Here is a 21,763-nt window from a genome sequence, read left to right as displayed (position 1 = left end):
GGAACGAAGTACAAGCTTAGTTCAGGATTAAAAGTGCGTGAGCTCAGCGGATTTAACCGCTTCGTCTATTCTTTATGAAATAACTCACTAACGGGAATACTATGCAGATTCGAAAAGGACTCAATACCGACTTCGCGCGCCTTGAATGCTGTGACTTTTCTTTCACCATTAGCCACATTGCCCGGGAGCCGTTTATCCATTGTGATTTGCATATCGAAGCCGTCGCCGAGCCGTGGATAAAAACCTACGAACTTGACATTCAAACGCTTGAAAACCATTGCGTTAATCCGGACGCCATATTTCTTGTGGCGGAAACGGATGATGGTGAATTAGCCGGATTTATTACCGCGTCAGTCGGCTGGAATAAATTTATTTCAGTGGATTATATTGCTGTTGAGCGTACCAGACGCAGAACCGGCGCCGCGCAAAAATTAATGGCCGCCGCGCACGTGTGGGCCCGCAGCGTAAACGCGCCGGGATTACGGCTTGAAACACAAAATGTGAACGTCTCTGCCTGTCTGTTTTACCGTAACTACGGATTTACCCTGGGCGGATACGACCGTTATCTCTACAACGCTTTACCGGAAAAAGACGAGGTTGCCCTCTTCTGGTATTACATGCTGGTCTAGCGGAAACACATTGCCACATCGCGGTCATATTTCTGTCACTGAATTTCATTACGCTTTCGGGATTTTAACCAGGGTGTTGAGGAAAAAAGCGTGAATTCAATGGCTAAGGCATTACTGCTGGCATTACCTGTTATGAGTGCAGCGGCAACCGCGACGGCTGCCGGGCGCGACCTGTGCGAACCGAAAGCGTACGAAATGGCGCTGCGCTATCAGCAGAAATCGGCAGAGATTATGGCCCTTCAGCTGCAAACCTATCGGTTTGCCACCGAGCGTTTTAACGAAAAGTTAAAGGATCTGAAAACGCCCGAAAACTACGCCGTGGTGATGGACCTCGACGAAACGGTGCTGGATAACACCCCTCTGCTGGTGCGCGACGCGGAGCAGTGTCACGACTATACGAAATGGGACACCTGGAGCGACTGGGAAAAACAGGGAAAACCCGGCTTAATTCCCGGCGCGAAAGCGTTTCTTGACCACGTGAATCAAAGCAAGGTCCGTATCTATTATGTCTCGGACCGTATGCAGGAAAATAAAGCCGATACGCTCAGGACGTTAAAAGCCCTGGGACTTCCGCAGGTGTCCGATGAAAGCGTGCTTCTGGACACGGTCAGCAAGGAAGAGCGCCGCCAGAGCATCCTCAAAAAGCAGCAGATCGTGATGCTGTTCGGCGACAGCCTGCCGGACTTCGCCGTGCAGTTTAAAAACAAAAAGCCGAGCGAGCAGCAGCGTGAGTTGGTTGAAGCCAGCGCCGAACGCTTCGGCAACGACTGGATTGTGCTGCCTAATGCCGCTTATGGCTCATGGTCCAAAGCCACGCCGGACAGCTGGAACGTACCGCTGAAAAAATAATGTCTACGGGCCGGGAAAGCTATCGCGCGCCTTCCCGGCCCTTCGGTTTCCTATCCATCCCGTTTATAGGTCCTATCATTTCTGGGCAGGTTCTTATAATTTTACGGAGCAGTAAGATGAGCACTTTCAAAGGAGACTCGTATGCTTACCGTGAAAAAACTTGCTCTTTCCACGCTGATTTCCAGTTCACTGCTTTTTTACCCTGCGCTCCAGGCCTCGGCGGAGACGCCCCAGCACGTCGTTAAACAACCGGCGGGCGGTTACAGCGTGCAGGTCGGCGACGTTCTGGTCACCTCGTTTACCGACGGGACCGTCGCGCAGGATCTGCACAAGCTGCTGCGCCGGACAACGCCGCAAAACATTGATGCGCTGCTCGCGAAAAACTTTCAGACCAACCCGGCTGAGGTCTCCATCAACGCTTTTCTGATTGCGATACCCGGACATAAAATCCTGGTGGATACAGGCTCGGGCCAGCTCTTTGGCCCTGATACCGGCGGACGTCTGGTTGAAAGCCTCGCCACGCAGGGGATAAAACCCGAGGACATCACTGAAGTCCTGCTGACCCACGCCCACTCCGATCATGCCGGTGGTCTGGTGAAGGATGGCAAGGTGGTGTTCAACAACGCGCGCGTTTTCGTTGGCAAACCAGATATCGACTTTTTCTTTAACGACGACAATCAGAAGAAAACCGGCTACGGCAAGAACTACTTTGACGTCGCGCAGAAGACCTTAAAACCCTATCTGGATGCGGGAAAAGTGGTGCCGTTTAGCGGCACATCGGAGATTCTACCGGGGCTGACCGGCACGGTTCATCCCGGCCACACGCCGGGCTCAGCCTTCTACACGCTGACGAGCAAAGGCGAGAAGATCACCTTTGTCGGCGACATCATTCATGCCGCGGCGGTTCAGTTCCCGCAGCCTGCGGTGACCATCACCTACGATGAAGATCAGAACAAAGCGGCAACCGTTCGCGAGCATGCGTTCGCTGACTTTGTGAAAAACAAGGACCTGGTTGCCGCCCCGCACCTGCCTTTCCCGGGCATCGGCTATGTGACGAAAGGCGAGAAAGGGGGCTATGCCTGGGTCCCTGTGACCTATACCAACCGTGACGCCAGCAGCGCGAAATAAGATGACGCCCATCTCTGATATGGACATAGACCTGATCCTGACCCTGGACGCCCTGCTTCAGGACAGGAATATCACCCATGCGGCCGCGCGGCTGGGCATCAGCCAGCCCGCGCTGTCCGCCCGTCTGGCGCGTCTGCGCACGCTGTTTGGCGAACCGCTGTTTATTCCCTCCCCGCATGGACGCGGGGTATTGCCCACGCCGCGAGCGGAAGCGCTCAGGCCGCAGGTGGCAAGCGTGCTGCGCGGCATCAGCGCGATGTTTGCGCCCACCGCGTTTGATGCGCAAACCAGCAGCCGGACCTTTGTTATCGCGCTGCATGAGAATCCGGCGCTGATGCTCGGCACCGGGCTACTTAACCAGATTAGAACCGATGCCCCCGGTATCCGCCTGCGCTTCGCCCTGCCGGAGATAGCTGACCTGCCGCAGCAGCTGGAAAACGGGGATGTGGATATCTACATTGGCGTGAGCGCAGGAGCCCATGACGGATGGGTGAGGCGCAAACTCCTCGACGACGCGTTTGCCACCGCCCAGCGTAAAGGCCATCCGCGCGGAACGGGTCCGTTAGATCTGGATAGCTACTGCGCGCTTTCCCATCTGGTGGTGTCGTCGGCGGGGGATCCGTTTAGCGGCTTTGTTGACCAAACCCTCGCCGGGCTGGGCTACCAGCGACACGTCGCCATGTCCACCCAGAGCTATGCCGTGGCGCCAGCACTTATTGCCGGTACGGACCTGGTGTGCACCCTGCCGGAACGGATGCTGAATCAGTTTGCCAGCACGCTGGATCTCTTTGCACCACCTCTGCCGCTCCAGCCGATTACCATCAACATGTACTGGCATCCGAAAAACAGCCAGGATCCGGCGAATGCCTGGCTGCGCGAACAGCTGCTGCGGGCCGCCGGACGTCAGGTGTGATCGAGCGTAACCAGAAACTTTTTAAGCACCTCTGAGCGAATAATCCGGTGGCAAACCAGGGTGAGTTCACTCTCCCGCAGCCGGTCGAGTATGTCCACGTAGACGACATTTTCGACGCTCACCACCTTTGCCGACGAGGGGAGCAGCGCCAGCCCAAACCCCGCCGAAACCAGGCTTATCACCGTGGGCACGTCGGTCGCATTCTGCACGACGTCCGGCTGAAAGCCCGCTCCGCTGCAGGCGTCATAGAAGTACTGCTCCAGCCCCATTCCCTCCGGATCGCGCAGGGAGATCCATTTTTCGTCTTTCACCGACGAAAGCGTCAGCGCGGCGGATCCGGCCAGCGGATGCTGACGATACAGCGCCAGCACCGTTTTCTCCGAGGCAAACGGGCGGCTTTGCAGATCGTCCGGCAGCGACGGCAGCGGCGCGCGGATGATGGCCACATCCAGCTGGTTGCTCTGCACGGCGGCGTAGAGCGTCTGCACGTTTCCCGTCATCAGGGACATGGTAATGGCCGGCCAGCGGCTGTGCATCTGGCGAAGCGCGGCGGGCAGCCTGCCGTCAAACATCGCGCTCGACACGCACCCGAGATTTAACACGCCCTGCTCGCCCCGTGCCGTTTGTCTGGCGTCCAGCACCGCCTGTTCGGTCAGCGAGATGGCGAGCCTGGCCTTTACCAGAAACGCTTCGCCCGCGGGCGTCAGGGTTAAGCGGCGGTTCGCCCGGCTGAAAAGCGTGACGCCTAAACGTTCTTCCAGCGCCTTTATCTGCTGGCTCAGCGCCGGCTGCGCCATGTTCAGACGCTCGGCGGCCCGGTGCATGTGGAGCTCTTCGGCCACGACGATGAAGTGGCGCATCTGACGAAACTGCACGAGACGTCTCCCTGTATTGATATAGATTTACTTATCAATTTAACAGTAATGATGCAATTGATGCTATTGGTCATTGCCATAAAAATGGAGGGATTCAACCGAGGGAGGAAAATATGGAACACAAGGTTAACGATCTCCGCAGCGCCATCGCCTTACTGCAGCGCCACGACGGGCAGTATATTGAAACCGATCGTCCGGTCGACCCCAACGCCGAACTGGCGGGCGTCTATCGCCATATCGGCGCAGGCGGCACGGTCAAACGCCCAACCCGCACGGGCCCGGCGATGATGTTCAACAGCATTAAGGGCTTTCCGCACTCCCGCATCCTGGTGGGCATGCATGCCAGCCGCGAGCGCGCGGCGCTGCTGTTAGGCTGCGAGCCTTCTGAACTGGCAAAGCACGTCGGCCAGGCGGTGAAAAAGCCGGTTGCGCCGGTTGTCGTTCCGGCCGCGCAGGCTCCCTGTCAGGAGCAGGTCTTCTATGCTGACGATCCTGACTTCGATCTGCGCAAGCTGCTTCCGGCCCCGACCAACACGCCGATTGATGCGGGTCCGTTCTTCTGTCTGGGACTGGTGCTGGCAAGCGATCCGGAAGACAGCTCGCTGACGGATGTCACCATTCACCGCCTCTGCGTGCAGGAGCGCGACGAGCTTTCCATGTTCCTTGCCGCCGGGCGCCACATCGAAGTGTTCCGCAAAAAGGCGGAAGATGCCGGAAAACCACTGCCGGTGACGATCAACATGGGTCTCGACCCCGCCATCTATATCGGCGCGTGCTTTGAGGCCCCTACCACGCCGTTTGGCTACAACGAGCTGGGCGTCGCCGGGGCGCTGCGCCAGCAGCCGGTCGAGCTGGTACAGGGCGTGGCGGTCAAAGAGAAAGCCATCGCGCGGGCGGAAATCATCATCGAAGGTGAACTGCTGCCGGGCGTGCGCGTGAGAGAGGATCAGCACACCAACACCGGCCACGCGATGCCGGAGTTCCCGGGCTACTGCGGCGAGGCGAACCCCTCCCTGCCGGTGATTAAAGTGAAAGCCGTGACCATGCGAAACCACGCGATCCTGCAAACGCTGGTGGGACCGGGGGAAGAACATACCACGCTGGCCGGATTGCCGACGGAGGCCAGCATCCGCAATGCCGTTGAGGAGGCGATTCCGGGTTTCCTGCAAAACGTCTATGCCCATACCGCGGGCGGCGGCAAGTTCCTCGGGATACTGCAGGTGAAAAAACGCCAGCCGTCAGACGAAGGACGTCAGGGCCAGGCGGCGCTGATTGCCTTAGCCACCTATTCGGAGCTGAAAAACATTATTCTGGTCGACGAAGACGTGGATATTTTCGACAGTGACGACATCCTGTGGGCGATGACCACCCGCATGCAGGGCGATGTCAGCATCACCAATATTCCGGGGATCCGCGGCCACCAGCTGGATCCGTCCCAGTCGCCGGATTACAGCACCTCGATTCGCGGCAACGGCATCTCCTGCAAGACCATCTTCGACTGCACGGTGCCGTGGGCGCTGAAGGATCGCTTCGAGCGCGCGCCGTTTATGGAGGTGGATCCGCGTCCGTGGGCGCCGGAGCTGTTTGCTGGCAACGCGAAATAAAAACACCGCGCGTATGGCCCGCGGGTCATACGCTGATTTTCTTTTCAAGCGTGGCGATGTTTTCACCCGTCACGCGTTCCACAGTGAAACGATCGACGCTCAGCAAAATGAGCATCAGCCCCCTGCCGCTCTCCAGCAGCGGCGAGATTTCACAAAAACGGTCTCGCCTGGCGGCCTCAAGCCGCTCCAGCGGGAACGCGTCACCCGCGTCGGTAAAAACAATGCAGACATCGCTGTCGCGGATGTCGAACCGTACGCTGAATGCGCGCGAGGCATCCTCATGCAGCGCGTGGCGGATGATATTCGTCGCCACCTCACAGACGGCAAGATCGAGCGCGAAACGCCACTCGTCATCTACGGGAAGCGCCCTCAGCCGCTCTTCCAGCCAGCCGGCCAGCGGCGTCAGGGAACCGAGCACCGCCGGAAATTCTGCCTGCACCGGCGTCTGCATCTACTGCCCCAGCTGCGCAAGCGCGCTGCTTTTGTCCGGATAGATACGGAATATGCGATCCATGCGGGTCAGGGTGAACATATTCATTATCCCGGGGTTCAGGGAGCACAGCGCCATGTCGCCTTTCCCGTTCATCAGCTTAAACAAGGACACCAGCATTCCCAGCCCGCTGCTGTCGATGAAATCCACTTTGCTGAAGTCAACAATCAAGGCCTTGCGATCGTCGCCAATTTCCTCCGTCACGGACGCTTTAAAGCTCGCGGCAACGGAGGCATCCAGCCGCCGGACCGCGGGCGTGAGAATATTGGCGTGCGGTAGTCGTTCGGTGTTAATAATCATTCTGTTCTCCCTGACGCTCGATCACGAGCAGTGAAACGTCATCGGTTAAGGCGGTCGGTTCATCACGATTTGCGTTGCGCCAGCCGGTCAGGTGGTCACCGAACCGCGGCAGGAGCTGGTCAACCGGAAGTCGGGCATGGTCATGAAGCCAGCGTTCGAGACGCTGCGGGCCAAACTGCTCGCCGCTGACGTTCTCACACTCCGTAATACCGTCACTGAATAAGCATAAGCGATCCCCCGGATTGAGGGTAAACGCGACGTCTTCCCAGCTGAGGTCAGGCATCAGCCCGACCGGCGGGCCGCCGTTGCCCACGGACGTGACGGCGCTGTCTGCGTTCACAATGACGGGAGTAGGATGCCCGGCCTGACACAACACCCCTCGTCCGCTCTCGGGGTCGATTACCCCGTAGATAATGGTGAAATAGCTGGTGATGTCGCTCTCTTCACTGCAAAAGCGGCTGTTCAGGATCCTGATCACCTCCGCAGGCGACTGAATGCCGCCCCGATCGGTAAACAAAAAACGGTCTACCACCCGACCATGTAAGAACTGGCGCGCCACCGCGAGGGACATCATCGCGGCCCCCACGCCGTGACCGGACACATCCACGCAATAGAACCCAACGTGAGAATCCAGCGGAAAAATATTGAACACATCCCCCGAGACCCACGCAGACGGCAAGAAAAGCCAGTCGGAAAAGTAGTTCCCAAAGCGTAAGCGGTGCGATGGCAGCACCGAGTGCTGAACGCGCGCCGCGAGTTCAAGATCCTGTTCAATCTGATGCAACGCTTCACTCAGGCGCTTGTTGTGCGCCGCGAGGGTCGCCTCCAGGGTCAAAATACGGACCCCGGCGTGGAGCCGCGCCCGCAGTTCATCCTGCTCGACCGGCTTGCTTAAAAAGTCGTCCGCCCCGGCATCAAAGCCCTGCGTTAAATCCCCTGCATTCTCGCGGGCCGTCAAAAGAATGATATACACATAGTGGCCAAACTGACGGTTGCGGATGGTCTGACACAGCGTGAGACCGTCCATTTCCGGCATGTCCCAGTCGCTTATCACCATGCTGATCGGCTGGCTGGACAGTATTTCCAGCGCGGCGACGCCATTTTCCGCCTCGCTCACGATATACCCCCACAGGGTGAGCATTCTGGAGAGTAACCGACGATAAATCAGCGAATCTTCAACGATTAACACGTGCAGCGCCGACATGTATCCCTCCTATAGCGGTAAGAACCAGATGAGGCTCACGGTCCCTTCTCTGAATTTTGCATTCCCGTTTCCGTGCCCCGGATAGCGCGTCCCCGCATAGTTCGCGTACTGGATGGAGAACGAACCCGGCGTATAGCCGGCATAACCGAAGCTGTAGCTGTAATCGCCGTTCCAGGGCTGCTGCTGGCTGCTGTCCGGGAACCAGAATGCCGTCGCGCGAACGAAGAAATGTTGTTTGAAGGTGTAGCCGCAGCCGCCGAGCATGACGTTTTTATTTTTGCGAATGTCATCGCTGCTGAGATCGTAGTATCGCGGAACCCAGCTGTACCCGACCTGGCAAATGATGGAGTCCCCTTTATTAATCAGGAGCGTGTTTTCAACCGGTTTCGGTAGCGAAAACTTATAGGCCAGCGTGAAGGCGCCCTGTTCGAAATAGGTGTGTCTCCGGCTGCCCGACGTCCAGAAGTGGTTATCGCCGTAGTTGCTGTAAACCAGGCTCACCGTGTTGGCGTGCCAGTCATCGTAGCCGAAGCTGTAGCGAAAATCGGCGGTGTAGCGGCTGGTGTCTCTGACCGGCAGTCGGGACGTAATGTTGGCAAACCAGAAGCTGTAGGGGGAATACTGAAGGCTCAGATTTAGCGTCTGGTTAAACTTTTTCTTTTCCGTGGCGGTGTCTGAACTGTTCGGAATGCTCATCCACTGCTCTTTCAGTCCCGAGCTAAAGCTCAGCGCACCTGAGAATTTCTTGTCGTTACCCGAGAACAGGCGCCCCCAGCGGCTGGTAAAGACGCCTGCCTGAACGGGTTCACCGTTCTTATCGCGCAGGGATTCATTTTCACTGCTTTGCGCCGCCTCCGCGGCGGGTATCGCGGCGAGCAGCACGCCCGCCAGAAGCCATTTTTCGCGCATAACCGCCATCCTTAGTTAGGTATCCAGCGTGCGCCGACGTCGTATTTTGCCATCAGCCACAAAATACCCAGTGCCGCCGCATGCACTAACGTGTTCTCTATCCAGGCGTGACGCCATAAGTCGAAGGTGATGAACTGGCTCACCAGCAGCACCACGTACACATGCAAAATAAAGGTATAAAGCGAGTGCTGGCCGAGCGGGATCAGGAACCATCCCAGCAGGCGATTGAGCGGCGTCCAGCAATACGTCAGCACCAGGTAGACGGTGACCATCAGGGCGATATCGTTTAACACTCTCACCGGGCCCAGCCCGTTCTTCGCCGCCCAGGTGTGATAAAACGAATTGAAGCTGTCAGGCGGGATGACGTGCATCAGCAGCGCGGGCGGCATAAACGGGTTGGTATGGTTCTGGGCTACAAATCCCAGCACCAGCGACACCATGACCAGCGCCACTACCACCCCTTTCCCCGGCGGCGTCCGGGCGAAAGAGAGCAGTTCGGCTTTATACCAGCCGCTGGCCATGCCCAGCACAAAGATGAACTGCCAGGCGAGCAGCGGGAAGGCAAATTCGAATTCCGACGGCGTCAGCCGAAGCGGCCACCGCTGCCACAGGCCGTACACCAGCAGCGACAGCCCCAGCAGCCACCACACTTTTCCTTTTTGCAGCATCCCTAAAAATAGCGGGCTGAGTAGCAGCAAAAAGATATACAGCCCCAGAATTTGCGTCTGATGGGGGCCGATCTGCAAATAGAGGATAATGTTGAACCAGGTCTCTTTAATTTGCGGCGTAACCGGATAAAGCGACCAGCTTTCACCCGAAAAACGGTCGGTAAAATGGGTGACCTCGAAAACGTTAATATGCGGGATATAGGCCAGGAGAATAAAGGACACTATGATAATGATATTTACACGATATATTTTCCACGCCCTGAGATAAAGCCCCCAGGAAACCGTGAGCAAAACCACTTTTTGCAAACGCGCGCGGTTCAGCATGCCCAGCATAAACCCCGAGAGAATAACAAAACCTTCTGCACCGGTTGTTAACCCAAAACGCTCCCAGGAGAATATATTAAATACCGACATCACCTCCGTATGCGCCACGACCATCATGACGAGGGCAATGCCGCGCATAAAGTCGATTCTCAGGTCCCTGGTACCTGCAACGACATACTGCCATGCTGTTGATTTAGCGTCATCTTCTTGCGCTACCGACGGCGCAACATGGCTCATAGGGTGTCCTTTGCCTGAAAACGAAAATTAAGGTCTAAATAAAGTAGATAGCCTAAAGGAATAGTAACCGCAATTTATCGTCAGCAGATGAAAGATATTAAGCAGAATTTAAGCTGAATTAACCACCGCTAAATATTAATAAAAACGTGGCTGGACACTTTTATTCGGCGTTCTACACTTATCTTAAATCTTGTTTAATCGCTATTTTCTTTCGCTTTTGGGCAACTGTCTGCGCAGCAGAATGGGTCTGCATTTTCACGGAATCAGGAACGCCGGAACTATGGATTTTTATTTTTCCCGTTTTGAACATCGTCGTCCTCCGGAACCGTTAACAACACCGCGCTGGGTAATGATGACCTGGCAGGTATTAGCGGTCGCGGCGCTTATTCTTGGTGCAAATTATATTTACTGGCGCTGGACCGCCTCCCTGAATACTGACGCATTATGGTATGCCATTCCGCTGGTTCTCGCCGAAACCCTGGCCTGGATAGGGACCGTGCTGTTTACCATCAATTTGTGGAAAGAACAGGATCCTCCTCAGAGTCCGCCGCCCGGCGAAATTAACGAATGTCTGTCGCCTGAGGAGGCCGTTGAACCCCGTCCTGTAAAAGTGGATTTGTTCATTGCCACCTACTCGGAAGACACCGAGCTGGTCAGGCTGTCCATTCGCGATGCCCTGAAGATGGCGTACCCGTTCCCGATTGACTACCGCATCCACGTGCTTGATGACGGCCGCCGCCCGGAGATGAAAGCCGTCTGTGAAGAGGAAGGCGTTAACTATATCACTCGCCAGACCAACATCGGCTTTAAGGCCGGCAACCTGCGCAACGGCCTTGAGCAAACCGACGGCGATTTCATTGTTATCTGCGACGCCGATACCCGGGTATTTCCCACCCTGCTCAGCCATACGCTGGGTTATTTTCGCGATCCGGACGTGGCCTGGGTACAGACGCCGCAGTGGTTCTTCGATCTTCCGGAAGGAGAAAACCTGTCGCGCTGGGGCCAGCGAAAAGCCGGAAAAGTGGGCTACGGTCTGGGCTGGCTGATTCAAAAGTGTGTTGGCCCGGTCACGATAGGCCGCGACCCGTTTTTTAACGATCCGCGCATGTTCTATGACGTGATCCTGCGGCGGCGCAACTGGGCGAACGCGGCTTTCTGCTGTGGCGCGGCGTCCATTCACCGTCGCGAGGCGGTCATGCAGGCCGCGCTGAGAAGCTACGTCTGGTCCGTCGAAGAGGAGATCCATCGTCATACGCGCGACATTCGCGATGAGGAGACCCGGGACGCGCTGCAGAATGCAATGCGTCCGCACGTGGCGTTTGACACCGAGCTAACCCCCTACAAATTCCACGTCTCGGAAGATATTTACACCTCGGTGCTGCTGCACGGTGACGCCGCACGACGCTGGCGCTCGGTTATGCATCCGCGGGTTGAGTCGAAGATGCTCTCTCCGCAGGATATGCTCACCTGGATGATCCAGCGCTTTAAGTACGCCGCCGGCTCGCTGGATATTTTGTTTCATGACAACATCTTCAGCCGTCGCCGCTTCAGGCTCTCTCTGCCCCAGACGCTGATGTATGCCACCACCTTCTGGTCATACATGGCCTGCGTATGGAACACGGTGTTTTTGATTTCACCCATTATCTATCTGTTCACCGGCATTCCGCCGGTGTCCGCCTGGTCGACGCCGTTCTATCTGCATTTTCTCCCGTTTTTTATTTTCTCCGAGCTGGCCTTTATGTTCGGCACCTGGGGGATCTCGGCCTGGGACGGCAGGGCCTCATACCTCTCCTTTTTTTCCATGAACCTGCGCGCGCTCAATACGGTGCTGCGGGGCGAACAGATCAAATTTCACGTCACGCCAAAAGAGCGGCAGACGGGCCGTTTTCTCTACCTGGTGAAGCCGCAAATTGCCATCGTGGTGCTGACCCTCGCAGGGCTTATCTGGGGCGGTATCCAGGTGGCGCGTGGACAGGTGGATGACCCCTCCGGCTATGTCATCAATATTTTCTGGGGAGGGGTGAACATCGCCGCCATGCTGCCGCTGATTTTCGCAGCCATGTGGACGCCCGCTGAAGAGGACGAGGTCACCCAATGAGGATACGTGATGCCCTGCTGCCCGCGCGCAGCTACCTCACCATTTTGCTCGGCTTCCTGATCGGCTTTGCCATTGTGGTCTGGGTGGAGAAACAGATGCCCACGCGCGTGGAAAGCAGCGGCGGCATCGCGCTCAGTAAAGACTTTCCGCCGCTGCCCACAAAACGGGCGCTGACCTATGACGAAGCCATCTGGGCGCGGGTCGCCTGGCAATACTACGTGAATAATACCCAGCCAAACGGGCTGGCGAACGCCAGCGACGGTGAACCCTGGCTGAGCCTCTGGAGCGTGGGAAGCTACCTGTTTGCGACCGCTGCCGCAGAGCAGCTCAATATTATTTCCGCCGATGAGTTTGACGAGAGAGTCAGCACCGCCGTGTTCACGCTGGGGCAACTGCCGCTCAATGACAAAGGTCTCCCCGCCGCCTATTACCATGCGGACACGCTCAAGATCCTGGGCAAGCCTGACGCCTCCGCAATCGGTCTGAGCCGGCTGCTGACGGCATTACAGACCCTGCTGTGGCGCTATCCCCAGCACGCGGCGGCTATCCACGATCTGTTTAGCCTCTGGAACACCGGCGCTCTGATTGAAAATAGCGCTCAAAGTCAGGCAGCCGTGCCGCTCCATCACTGGACGCTGACCGATGATGAACAGCGAGACAGCTTTGGCTACCGTCTCTATGCCAGCCATACGCTGCGCCTGATTGACAGCGCGGCAGGACTCGCGGTGACCAACCCGCCTGAAGGGCAAAAGATGATCGATCTGGATGGCGTAATGGTGCCCGATGAAGGGCTACGTACGCCTTGGGGCAAGCAAACTTCGCTGATTAGTCTCCCCTACCTGTTAACCGGTCTTGAGCTGGGCTTTGATGCGCAGAGCGCTGAAATTGCGTGGCGAATTATGCAGATCCAGCAGCGGCGCCACGGCCTGCGCGCGCCAAAACCGCCGATCAGCACGGATTATGCCGAACCCGCGCCGGATTACGTTAACGATCTGCCGGACAGGCAGCCGGTACAGGCGCGTAACCTGCGCGACGAGGTGCCGGAGAAAGTGGCGATTACCTCCACCCGCACCGCGTTTGCCTGGTATGCCCTTTTCCGCAACAGCTGGAGCGAAGCGCTGCGCCAGCAGGTTCTGGCCCTTCAGGTGCCGGGTAAAGGCTGGCAGCGCGGGTTAAATCTCAACAACAGCGTCAATGCCGTCGTAGACGCCGATACCAATGCCATTGTGCTGGAAAGTCTGTCTTACATCGCGCATGGCCAGATGCTCTGTCTGGCCTGCCTCTACACTTCCCCCTCAGCAGGAGCAACGCCATGAAGCCACGATCCCCGATCCTTTTCCACCTGCTCACGGGAATAACGATCTACTGGCTGGCCTTATCGACCGTGCGTGCGGACACCGAGCTCCCTGCATCAGGTTACTCCCCGCGCAGCGGCGAGCTGACCGCCCGGGAGATGACCATCGCGAAAAACGCCTGGCAGTATTTCGTCACCAACTATCAGCCCACGACGGGCCTGGTGAATGCGGTCAACAAATATCCCTCCACCACCATGTGGGACAGCGCCTCCTATCTGGCCGCCCTGACGGCGGCGCGCGAGCTCGGGATCGTTGATAAAGCGGAATTTGACCGCCGGATGCTGAAATTCCTCGCCACGTTAAACACCCTGGTACTGTTCCGCAACGAGCTCCCCAACAAGGCCTATAACACCATCAGCGGCCAGAAAGTGGACTACACCAACAAGCCCGGCGAAATTGGCTTCTCGGCGCTGGATATCGGGCGAATGCTGGTCTGGCTGAAAATCATCAAAGAGCGTTATCCGGAATACGGCAACAGCATTGATAACGTGGTGCTGGGCTGGGATTTTAGCCACGCGATCGACCCCTGCGGCACGCTGTACGGGGCCTATCTGGAGAACGGCCAGCCGAAGTACGTTCAGGAAGGGCGGCTGGGCTATGAAGAGTACGGCGCGGCTGGGTTCCAGCTGTGGGGGTTTAATACCTGTAAAGCCAGCCGTCCGCAGCCTTACGAGCTTGCCGAGATCTACTGCGTGCTGGTCCCGTACGATACGCGCGATCCACGCAACACGTCGCAGCATAACTACGTGGTGACAGAATCTTACCTGCTTTACGGGCTGGAGTTCGGCTTTGACAAACCGACCGACCGGGATAACGCCCCGCGCGACTACTCCCTGACGTGGATGAAAAACTTTGCCGACCGCGTTTATCAGGCTCAGGAGAACCGCTATACCATTACCGGCGTCCTCACCGCGCGCTCCGAGCACCAGCTCGATAAGGCCCCTTACTTCGTCTATGACACCGTCTTCAGCGACGGATACAACTGGAACACCATTACCGATAAGGGACAGTTCGTCCCTAACGCTGCCGCGATTTCGCTGAAGGCGGCGCTGGGCATGTGGGTGCTGTGGAACTCCCCTTATACCGACCGCCTGCTGAATACCATTGAGAATGCCAACGAAGAGGGAAAAGGCTACTACGAAGGGCTGTATGAAAACGGCGACGGCCCGATCAAAGAGTTCACCGCGAACAACAACGGCATCATGCTGGAGGCCCTGTTGTTCAAAAAAGAGGGAAAACTGCTGGCCTTCAACACCGACAATCCGAAGAGCAAGGATTTTGCCCCGTCTCTGTGGGATCAAAAGCTGCTCGATCAGTTTGAAGAGAACAACGCGCTGCGCAGCCGCCCGTTCCTTACCAGCACACCGGCCGTAAAAAGCTGGTGCGACCGGACCGGCGTCACGCAGCGCACCAAACCCGCCTGCCAGGCCTGCCAGTGCGCGTCATGCAGCGCGGACGAGCCCGTTAAACTGCCTCCGGTGACTGCGCAATGCTTAAAACCTTAGCCAGAGGGCTTGCGGGATTACTCCTTGCAGGCGCGATCGTCTTTGCGCTGTTTGGACATCAGGGAGCAGGCTGGCGCTGGCTCATCAGTGGCGGCTGGCACTCGAGCGCGCGTATTGCCGCCCTGACGCCGGAAGAGCGGACGTGGGCGGCGATCGCCTGGCGCTATTTCGTCAATAATACCCAGCCGCAAACGGGGTTGGTCAACGGGAGCGACAAACAGCCCCGCGTCACGCTCTGGCAAATGGGCGATACGCTTATCGCCCTGCTGGCGGCCAAAGAGCTGGGGCTGATTGACGACGCCGAATATGACGCTCGCCTGACGCGGCTGATGGGCACCCTTAACCGCCTGATGCTGACCGAGGCCCGGACGCCGGGTCGACTCTATTCCAGCCAGACGGCGACGCCGATCGACTTTAGCGGCAAGCCCGTTAAAAATGGCTGGTCCGCACGCGATATGGCGCGTCTGATGCTCGCCCTGCGCCTCACCGCAGAGCGGGAACCGCAGTACAGCGAATACCTGGATAAAATCATTCTGCGGTGGAATTTCTGTCCGGTCATCGATCGTGAAGGCGAACTGTGGTCCTCTTCCCTGCAAAACGGTCAGCCGGTCGTGCGCGAGGAGCTGCGCCTGGGCGAGAGCGAATATGCCGCAACGGCGTTTCAGCTGTGGGGATTTTCCCCGGAGAAAGCGTTTACGCCCCCGGCGAACCACGTCATCATCGCCCAGCGGCGTCTGGCCGTCGATGCCCGGGATCCGCGCACCACGTGGCAGCCCTCTCTGATTACCACCCTTCCCTATATGCTGCCGGGCCTGGAGTTTGGCTGGGAGCCCGAAGGCGTTGCGGCCGATCGGCAAAAGCACATGCGCAAGCAGGCCGAAAACGTCTGGCTGAGCCAGAAGAGCCGCTGGGAGACCGATAAGATCCTGACGGCCAGGGCAGATTTCTCGCTTCCGCAGGCGCCCTGGCATATCCAGGATACGGTCTGGGGAAATGGCTATGCCTGGAACTCTGTCGGTGACGATGGTCGGGACTACACCCGTTTCGCGCAGGTATCGACCAAAGCGGTCTTTGCCCTGTGGGCCCTGTGGGACACCCCTTACACCGACGTGCTGATGGCGGTGACAAAGCATCTTAACGATCCGCAAAAAGGCTGGTACGAAGGCCGCCAGGAAGCCACGGGCGATACCAACGCTGCGCTCACCCTTTCCACCAATGCCACGGTGCTGGAAGCCCTGTTCTTTAAGCACAACGCGGGCCCCCTGTTTGACGCCCGCCGGGCCAAAAAAGAGAGCTACTTTACGCGCCGTGTGGCAGATGAATATACGCCCGTCGGGCACTGTCTACCTGGCGAAAACGCCGTAAGGAGGACGCCGTGAAATTTTACCGCGATCTGTTTGAATCCAGCCTGAACCGCGTCTTTCCGGATAATGATAAAACGGCGTTTTTCCAGACGTTCTATGACGCCTTCGTTCATATGTCGCCCGAGACGGAGCAGCATTTTTCTCGCCTGCCGGATAGCGAGGGTCAGCAGACTCTGTTTAAGAGTTTCTTCGCCATGCTTGCGGTAGACGGCGCGTTAATCGTGCCTGATTTTCTCGAGCGCCTGGCGCGGGAGCAAAGCGACGACGGTCTCCACCTCCCCCCGCGTTTTTTCGCCCTGTGGCGCGAAGCGATGTTGAACACCGTGAGCCTGCGCGATCCGCAGTGCGACGATGAGATCCTGACGGCCTGGGCCATGGCGATCGCGCCCGGGCTGGAATACCTGCGCCGGCAGGCAGAACTGCACTACCGCGCGTAGGAGGATCACGATGAGCGCATTCACGTACGATCTTAACGCGCTGCCGGCGGCCGTCATGATTTATGACCGCGAGGAACGCCTGCAGGCCTGGAATCACAACGTGGCCCTCTTTTATCCGGTCATCACCCCGTGGCTGAAGGCGGGCACAACGCTGGAGTCGCTGGCGGAACGCTTTATCGACGCCGTTTACAACGTCGACCCTGGCCTGCGCCAGACGCTGCGCGAGTCGATCGTGCGCAACTGTCGGCAGGATAAACATTGCGAAGTGCGGCAGGCGGGCCAGCGGCGCATCTTCGTCCAGCATCAGCGGCTTGCGGACGGCGGCATTGTCAGCCTGCACAGCGATATTACCGAGCTGGATGAAGCGCAGCGGGCGCGGCACCAGCTGCATGACGATTTTCTGCTGACGGCGGAATCCATCCATATCGGGATCTGGGACTGGCAGGTTTCCGGCGACACGCTCCAGGTCAACGATACCCTGCTTGCCATGCTGGGCCAGTCGCGCACCCAGTGGCGATATCCGGTGCGTTTTTTACTTAACCAGGTTCACGAGGACGATCGCGCAGCGCTGCGCAAGGCTCTACAGGCTTCGAAGCAGGATCATCGCCCGGTCTTTGAATGTGAAATTCGCGTGCATCACCCTACCGAAGGACTGCGCTGGATGCTGCTCTCCGGCCAGGTGGTCACGCTCTCTATTGAGGGAAACGCCGAGCGCGTGATTGGCACGCTGCAGGATATTACGCGCCGCAAGGAGGCTGAAATTCAGGCGTTCGCATCGGCCATTGAGGCACAAAAAGCCAACGAGGCAAAAAGCGCGTTCCTGGCGAATATGAGCCATGAAATTCGCACGCCAATGAACGGCATTATTGGCATGACCCAACTGTGCCTGGATACGGCGCTCAGCGCCGATCAGCGCGATTACCTGACGCTGGTGATGAGTTCTGCCCAGTCTTTGCTGCACATCATCAACGATATTCTCGACTTTTCCCGAATCGAAGCTGGCAAAGTGGAGCTGGAGGCGGAGCCCGTCCCGGTCCGCCCCTTTATTCAGTCGCTTATTCGCCCGCACATGCCGGGGGCCAGCGAAAAAGGCATCGAGCTGCTGGTCGATATTGCGCCCGACGTCCCCGACGTGCTGCTGGTCGACGGCGCGCGACTGCGCCAGGTCCTGACCAATCTGCTGGGCAACGCGCTGAAATTTACCCATAAGGGAGAAGTGATCCTCATTGTTGAACCCGGCGATAGCGCGGAACACTGGCGTTTTCGCGTGCGCGACAGCGGCATTGGCATACCTTCAGATAAGCAGAAAGCCATTTTTGAAGCCTTCAGCCAGGCGGATAACTCAACCACCCGACGCTATGGCGGTACGGGGCTCGGGCTAACCATCTCTGCGCGACTGGTCGCGGCGATGGGCGGCGAATTAACGGTGTCCAGCGAGCCGGGGAAAGGCAGCGAATTTTCCTTCGCGCTGCCGCTTGCAACCCAGGCGCCTGGCCCGGAGGAACGCCGGCATAGCCATAGCTTTAACGGGGAGCCCGTGCTGGTGGTTGATGATAACGCGACCAACCTGCGGCTATTGGCCGCCATGCTTAGCCAGATGGGGCTGAAACCCACCTGCGTCAACAACGCCAGCGAGGCCATCAACCGGGTTAAAGCGGGAACGGCATGGCCGCTGATCCTGCTGGACGCGCAGATGCCGGATATGGACGGCGTGTCGCTAGCCCTCGAACTTTCGGTGCTACCGCAGGTTGCTGAGAGCCACATCATCATGCTGAGCTCCATGAGCCGACATTTTGATATCAATATGCTGAAGCGGATCGGTATCCAGAACTACCTGCATAAACCTATCGCCCAGAATGAATTGCATCAGGCGATTGCCGCGGCGTTTGAACGTGCGCCGAAGACGGTGAGTGAAAGCGCGCCCGCGCCCACCGTCGCGCCGGACACTGCGGGGCTCAGGGTCCTGCTTGCGGAAGATAATCTGGTCAACCAGAAGGTCGCCGCGCGCCTGCTCGAGCGGCTCGGCCACATCTGTCAGATCGTCGATAATGGCGTCGCGCTGCTGGAACGCTGGCGCGCGGGCGTGTGGGACGTTTTGCTGATCGATCTTCAGATGCCAGAGATGGACGGTGAGACCGCCATTCGCCTGCTGCGTGAAGAAGAACGCGCCCGGCCCGGACCGGCTCAGCCCACCGTCGCCATGACGGCACACGCCATGCAGGGGGATAAAGAGCGCTGTCTTCAGATGGGTTTCGACGGCTACATTGCCAAACCCATCAGCCAGGAGCGTCTCGCAGAAGAGATTGCTCGCGTGCTTCCGCGCCACGATGCCCCTTCCAACTTCCCGGATGAAGCACGCCTGCTGAAGCAGTGTGCTGACGACCCTGCTCTGGTTCAGGAGCTGCTGGCCCTGTTTGGCGAAGGGCTGGAGGAGGCCATGAAGGCCATCACCCTGGCTATCGACAGCGACGATCGTGAAGCGCTGCGCCGCGCGGCCCACAAGCTACGGGGAGAAGCCGTCACTCTGGATTTCGGGCGACTCGCCCGTCAGCTGCAGGCGCTGGAGAGCGAGGCGCACACGCTGGAGGGGCAACAGCTTACGACGCTAAACCAGCAGCTTCAGAAGGAATCGCTGCGCCTGATGGCGTGGCTCAACGCGCGCGGGGTAAACGCATGATTGCTCGCAACTGCGCGCTGCTCGTTGCCCTGTTGACCACCCATACGGTGGCGAACTGTGCGCCGGTCAGCTGGTCTCTGGCCGGAGAATGGCAGGTTCAGGACGCCAATGATAGCGCGCATCCTGCCGCATCAGGCTGGCGCCCGCTTCAGGTCCCCGCCAACTGGTACAGCGCCGGGTACGATCATCAGGGCGCGCTGTGGTACAAGCACGCCTTTTCCCTGCCCGTGCAGCCGCCCGACGTAATGAGCACCCTGGTTTTTGACGGCGTCGATTACCTGGCCGAGGTCACCCTGAACGGCCAGCCGCTCGGCCAGCATGAGGGCTATTTTCAGCGCTTTTCGCTGGATGCCAGCCAGGCGTTACAACGTCACAACCGACTGGTGGTCAGGGTGGACAGCCCTTACGAAGATCCCAATAAGGTCTGGCCGCTGCATAAAACGGTTATGAAGGGGATCCTTAACCAGCATGACACGCGTCCCGGCGGGGCCTGGTCGCCGCAAGGACAGGACGCCAACTCGGGCGGCATCTGGGCACCGGTGAGGCTGCATCTTAGCCGGGGCGCTACCCTGGATGAGACCATCCTGCGGCCAGACTGGTCACAGGGGCTGACGCACCCCGCGCTGAAAGCAGATATTCGCTATCGCGCGCTCGGTCAGGGCCCGGCGACTGTGCGTCTCACCGCCACGCCCGCCAATTTCAGCGGCAAGCGCTTCCAGGCTGACTTTCCGGTTACCCTCGAAAGCGGCGCCCATTCCGTGCAGCTGACGCTGCCCATGCCGAAGGCAAAACTGTGGTGGCCCGTCGGTACGGGGAAACCGCACCTGTATACCATTCGCGTGGCATTGCGCGATGAAAACGGCCTGATGGATACGGCGGTCACCCGCACCGGGCTGCGCAAGATCGTCGAGCAGCCCGACAATAAGGGCTGGCTCATTAACGACAAACGCCTTTTCATTAAGGGCAGCAATTACATCGGCTCCCCCTGGCTCAGCACCATGACGCGAGAAAAATACCGTCGCGATCTTCGTCTGGTGGAAGCCATGAACGCCAATGCCATACGCGTGCACGGACATGTTGCCGGACGCGCGCTGTATGACGTGGCCGATGAGATGGGGATGATGATCTGGCAGGATGTTCCGCTGCAGTGGGGCTACAACAACAGTGCGGCTTTCACGGAAAATGCGGTTCGACAGACGCGGGAGATGATCGAACAGTTCGGTAACTCCCCCGCCATTATCGTCTGGGGCGGGCATAACGAACCGCCGTGGAACTCGCCCTGGATGGAAAAACGCTTCCCGGACTGGAATAAAAACCTCAACCGCGAACTCACGCAAAAGGTAGCGGATACGCTTGCCGAAGATACTTCGCGCATCGTGCATCGCTTTTCCGCCGTTGAGGAGCATTACTGGGCGGGCTGGTACTTTGGTACCGTACGCGACCTGCTTGCTCCGGCCAAAACGGGGATCATCACCGAGTTCGGCGCGCAGGCGCTTCCCCGCTTATCGACGCTAAAAACCATCATCCCGGCGGCGTCGCTCTGGCCAAAAACGACCGCCGCTGACGATCCCGGCTGGACCGTCTGGAAATACCATAATTTTCAGCCCTTCCAGACCTTTAAGTTTGCCGGTATTTCGCGTGGGGACAACATTCAGGCGATGATCCGCAATACTCAGGCGTACCAGTCGCAGCTGGTGGCCACGGCGGCAGAGAGCTACCGTCGTCAGCGCTACCAGCCGGTGACGGCCCTGTTCCACTTCATGTTTGTAGAAACCTGGCCCTCCATCAACTGGGGCGTGGTGGACTACCTGCGTAAGCCTAAAGCCGGGTTTTACGCCTTAAAACGCGCCTACCAGCCTGTTTTGCCGTCCATTGAACCCGTCACGGCGCAGTGGCAATCCGGGGCGGCGGCGACCTTGCGTCTGTGGGCCATCAACGACACCTGGAAACCGTGCCGCGAATGCCGTCTGACCTGGCGCATCACCCAGCGCGACAAGGTGCTGGCAAAAGGCACGACGGCGATGACGATCGCAGCAGATTCGGGAACGATGGTTAAAACGCTTACGGCCACGCCCGTGGGCCAGGACGACGTGTCGATTCGGTTTACGATTGAAAACAGCTCGGGAAAAATTATCGGTGAAAATCAGCGCACGGAGTCCGTCATAAAGTGAGCGAGGGGAAAAGGAAAATTGCCGCT

General features: G+C 58.3%; 18 protein-coding genes. 12 read left to right on the top strand and 6 right to left on the bottom strand.

Going from position 1 to position 21,763, the window contains the following annotated elements:
* Nucleotides 1-101 precede the first annotated feature (101 nt).
* From AC4IBF_RS10535 to AC4IBF_RS10520, 4 genes are all read left to right on the top strand, one after another.
* Entirely contained in the window at nucleotides 102-629 is a 528-nt protein-coding gene (locus AC4IBF_RS10535) for a GNAT family N-acetyltransferase (RefSeq protein ID WP_367896687.1), read from the top strand.
* Nucleotides 630-719: 90 nt separating this feature from the next.
* A complete protein-coding gene (locus tag AC4IBF_RS10530; protein WP_491463306.1) occupies nucleotides 720-1,478 on the top strand; it encodes a 5'-nucleotidase, lipoprotein e(P4) family in 759 nt (252 codons plus the stop codon).
* 141 nt (nucleotides 1,479-1,619) lie between these two features.
* Nucleotides 1,620-2,606 (top strand): MBL fold metallo-hydrolase, encoded by a 987-nt coding sequence (locus AC4IBF_RS10525; RefSeq protein ID WP_487165914.1) that lies wholly within the window; start codon nucleotides 1,620-1,622, stop codon nucleotides 2,604-2,606.
* 1 nt (nucleotide 2,607) lies between these two features.
* Nucleotides 2,608-3,519: a LysR family transcriptional regulator gene (locus AC4IBF_RS10520; protein ID WP_133294442.1), complete on the top strand. Its 912-nt coding sequence runs from the start codon at nucleotides 2,608-2,610 to the stop codon at nucleotides 3,517-3,519.
* Here AC4IBF_RS10520 and AC4IBF_RS10515 read toward each other — a convergent pair.
* On the bottom strand, nucleotides 3,510-4,394 hold the full coding sequence (locus tag AC4IBF_RS10515; protein ID WP_491463305.1) for a LysR substrate-binding domain-containing protein: 885 nt from the start codon (nucleotides 4,392-4,394) through the stop codon (nucleotides 3,510-3,512). The genes AC4IBF_RS10520 and AC4IBF_RS10515 overlap by 10 nt on opposite strands.
* 113 nt (nucleotides 4,395-4,507) lie before the next feature.
* Between AC4IBF_RS10515 and AC4IBF_RS10510 the strand changes: the two genes are divergently transcribed.
* Nucleotides 4,508-5,998, top strand: a complete 1,491-nt coding sequence (locus AC4IBF_RS10510) for a UbiD family decarboxylase (RefSeq protein ID WP_143345134.1) — start codon at nucleotides 4,508-4,510, stop codon at nucleotides 5,996-5,998.
* A 25-nt stretch (nucleotides 5,999-6,023) separates the two neighbouring features.
* On the opposite strand, the gene AC4IBF_RS10505 is transcribed toward AC4IBF_RS10510, so the two are convergent.
* From AC4IBF_RS10505 to opgC, 5 genes are read right to left on the bottom strand one after another with little or no spacing between them, the layout of a single operon-like run.
* Complete coding sequence (locus AC4IBF_RS10505) at nucleotides 6,024-6,449, bottom strand: ATP-binding protein (RefSeq protein WP_111963579.1); 426 nt, start codon at nucleotides 6,447-6,449, stop codon at nucleotides 6,024-6,026.
* Nucleotides 6,450-6,788 (bottom strand): STAS domain-containing protein, encoded by a 339-nt coding sequence (locus AC4IBF_RS10500; RefSeq protein WP_133294445.1) that lies wholly within the window; start codon nucleotides 6,786-6,788, stop codon nucleotides 6,450-6,452.
* Nucleotides 6,778-7,992, bottom strand: coding sequence for a PP2C family protein-serine/threonine phosphatase (locus AC4IBF_RS10495; RefSeq protein WP_133294446.1), 1,215 nt, complete (start codon nucleotides 7,990-7,992; stop codon nucleotides 6,778-6,780). Before AC4IBF_RS10495 ends, AC4IBF_RS10500 begins: the two co-directional genes overlap by 11 nt.
* A 9-nt stretch (nucleotides 7,993-8,001) precedes the next feature.
* A complete protein-coding gene (locus AC4IBF_RS10490) occupies nucleotides 8,002-8,901 on the bottom strand; it encodes a hypothetical protein (protein ID WP_115876070.1) in 900 nt (299 codons plus the stop codon).
* A gap of 11 nt (nucleotides 8,902-8,912) precedes the next feature.
* Nucleotides 8,913-10,130 carry an OpgC domain-containing protein gene (opgC, locus tag AC4IBF_RS10485; RefSeq protein WP_133294447.1) on the bottom strand — a complete coding sequence of 406 codons (1,218 nt, stop codon included), beginning with the start codon at nucleotides 10,128-10,130 and terminating at the stop codon, nucleotides 8,913-8,915.
* 280 nt (nucleotides 10,131-10,410) lie between these two features.
* Here opgC and AC4IBF_RS10480 point away from each other — a divergent pair, with 280 nt between their 5' ends.
* From AC4IBF_RS10480 to AC4IBF_RS10450, 7 genes are read left to right on the top strand one after another with little or no spacing between them, the layout of a single operon-like run.
* The gene (locus AC4IBF_RS10480) at nucleotides 10,411-12,228 is read left to right on the top strand and encodes a glycosyltransferase family 2 protein (RefSeq protein WP_133294448.1); all 1,818 of its coding nucleotides are present in this window, start codon (nucleotides 10,411-10,413) and stop codon (nucleotides 12,226-12,228) included.
* Nucleotides 12,225-13,544 (top strand): DUF3131 domain-containing protein, encoded by a 1,320-nt coding sequence (locus tag AC4IBF_RS10475; protein WP_133294449.1) that lies wholly within the window; start codon nucleotides 12,225-12,227, stop codon nucleotides 13,542-13,544. The genes AC4IBF_RS10480 and AC4IBF_RS10475 overlap by 4 nt, the downstream gene beginning before the upstream one ends.
* Complete coding sequence (locus tag AC4IBF_RS10470) at nucleotides 13,541-15,088, top strand: DUF3131 domain-containing protein (RefSeq protein ID WP_491463304.1); 1,548 nt, start codon at nucleotides 13,541-13,543, stop codon at nucleotides 15,086-15,088. The genes AC4IBF_RS10475 and AC4IBF_RS10470 overlap by 4 nt, the downstream gene beginning before the upstream one ends.
* Nucleotides 15,073-16,467: a DUF3131 domain-containing protein gene (locus AC4IBF_RS10465; RefSeq protein ID WP_491463303.1), complete on the top strand. Its 1,395-nt coding sequence runs from the start codon at nucleotides 15,073-15,075 to the stop codon at nucleotides 16,465-16,467. Before AC4IBF_RS10470 ends, AC4IBF_RS10465 begins: the two co-directional genes overlap by 16 nt.
* Nucleotides 16,464-16,889 (top strand): globin family protein, encoded by a 426-nt coding sequence (locus AC4IBF_RS10460; protein WP_008501676.1) that lies wholly within the window; start codon nucleotides 16,464-16,466, stop codon nucleotides 16,887-16,889. Before AC4IBF_RS10465 ends, AC4IBF_RS10460 begins: the two co-directional genes overlap by 4 nt.
* Nucleotides 16,890-16,899: 10 nt before the next feature.
* Entirely contained in the window at nucleotides 16,900-19,566 is a 2,667-nt protein-coding gene (locus AC4IBF_RS10455) for a hybrid sensor histidine kinase/response regulator (protein ID WP_491463302.1), read from the top strand.
* The gene (locus AC4IBF_RS10450) at nucleotides 19,563-21,737 is read left to right on the top strand and encodes a glycoside hydrolase family 2 protein (RefSeq protein WP_491463301.1); all 2,175 of its coding nucleotides are present in this window, start codon (nucleotides 19,563-19,565) and stop codon (nucleotides 21,735-21,737) included. The genes AC4IBF_RS10455 and AC4IBF_RS10450 overlap by 4 nt, the downstream gene beginning before the upstream one ends.
* The last annotated feature ends 26 nt before the right edge of the window (nucleotides 21,738-21,763 follow it).

Source organism: Enterobacter sp. Taxon_8, from assembly GCF_058354585.1.
Note: the sequence above shows the minus strand (reverse complement) of the source record. Positions and strands in the feature narration are given on the sequence as shown.

What these genes read in the sequence shown, in the direction of transcription:
- AC4IBF_RS10495 (WP_133294446.1), bottom strand. Translation starts at nt 7,992, where the DNA reads ATGTCGGCGCTGCACGTGTTAATCGTTGAAGATTCGCTGATTTATCGT.
- AC4IBF_RS10475 (WP_133294449.1), top strand. Translation starts at nt 12,225, where the DNA reads ATGAGGATACGTGATGCCCTGCTGCCCGCGCGCAGCTACCTCACCATT.
- AC4IBF_RS10450 (WP_491463301.1), top strand. Translation starts at nt 19,563, where the DNA reads ATGATTGCTCGCAACTGCGCGCTGCTCGTTGCCCTGTTGACCACCCAT.
- AC4IBF_RS10500 (WP_133294445.1), bottom strand. Translation starts at nt 6,788, where the DNA reads ATGATTATTAACACCGAACGACTACCGCACGCCAATATTCTCACGCCC.
- AC4IBF_RS10505 (WP_111963579.1), bottom strand. Translation starts at nt 6,449, where the DNA reads ATGCAGACGCCGGTGCAGGCAGAATTTCCGGCGGTGCTCGGTTCCCTG.
- opgC (WP_133294447.1), bottom strand. Translation starts at nt 10,130, where the DNA reads ATGAGCCATGTTGCGCCGTCGGTAGCGCAAGAAGATGACGCTAAATCA.
- AC4IBF_RS10455 (WP_491463302.1), top strand. Translation starts at nt 16,900, where the DNA reads ATGAGCGCATTCACGTACGATCTTAACGCGCTGCCGGCGGCCGTCATG.
- AC4IBF_RS10520 (WP_133294442.1), top strand. Translation starts at nt 2,608, where the DNA reads ATGACGCCCATCTCTGATATGGACATAGACCTGATCCTGACCCTGGAC.
- AC4IBF_RS10510 (WP_143345134.1), top strand. Translation starts at nt 4,508, where the DNA reads ATGGAACACAAGGTTAACGATCTCCGCAGCGCCATCGCCTTACTGCAG.
- AC4IBF_RS10490 (WP_115876070.1), bottom strand. Translation starts at nt 8,901, where the DNA reads ATGCGCGAAAAATGGCTTCTGGCGGGCGTGCTGCTCGCCGCGATACCC.
- AC4IBF_RS10470 (WP_491463304.1), top strand. Translation starts at nt 13,541, where the DNA reads ATGAAGCCACGATCCCCGATCCTTTTCCACCTGCTCACGGGAATAACG.
- AC4IBF_RS10465 (WP_491463303.1), top strand. Translation starts at nt 15,073, where the DNA reads ATGCTTAAAACCTTAGCCAGAGGGCTTGCGGGATTACTCCTTGCAGGC.
- AC4IBF_RS10535 (WP_367896687.1), top strand. Translation starts at nt 102, where the DNA reads ATGCAGATTCGAAAAGGACTCAATACCGACTTCGCGCGCCTTGAATGC.
- AC4IBF_RS10480 (WP_133294448.1), top strand. Translation starts at nt 10,411, where the DNA reads ATGGATTTTTATTTTTCCCGTTTTGAACATCGTCGTCCTCCGGAACCG.
- AC4IBF_RS10525 (WP_487165914.1), top strand. Translation starts at nt 1,620, where the DNA reads ATGCTTACCGTGAAAAAACTTGCTCTTTCCACGCTGATTTCCAGTTCA.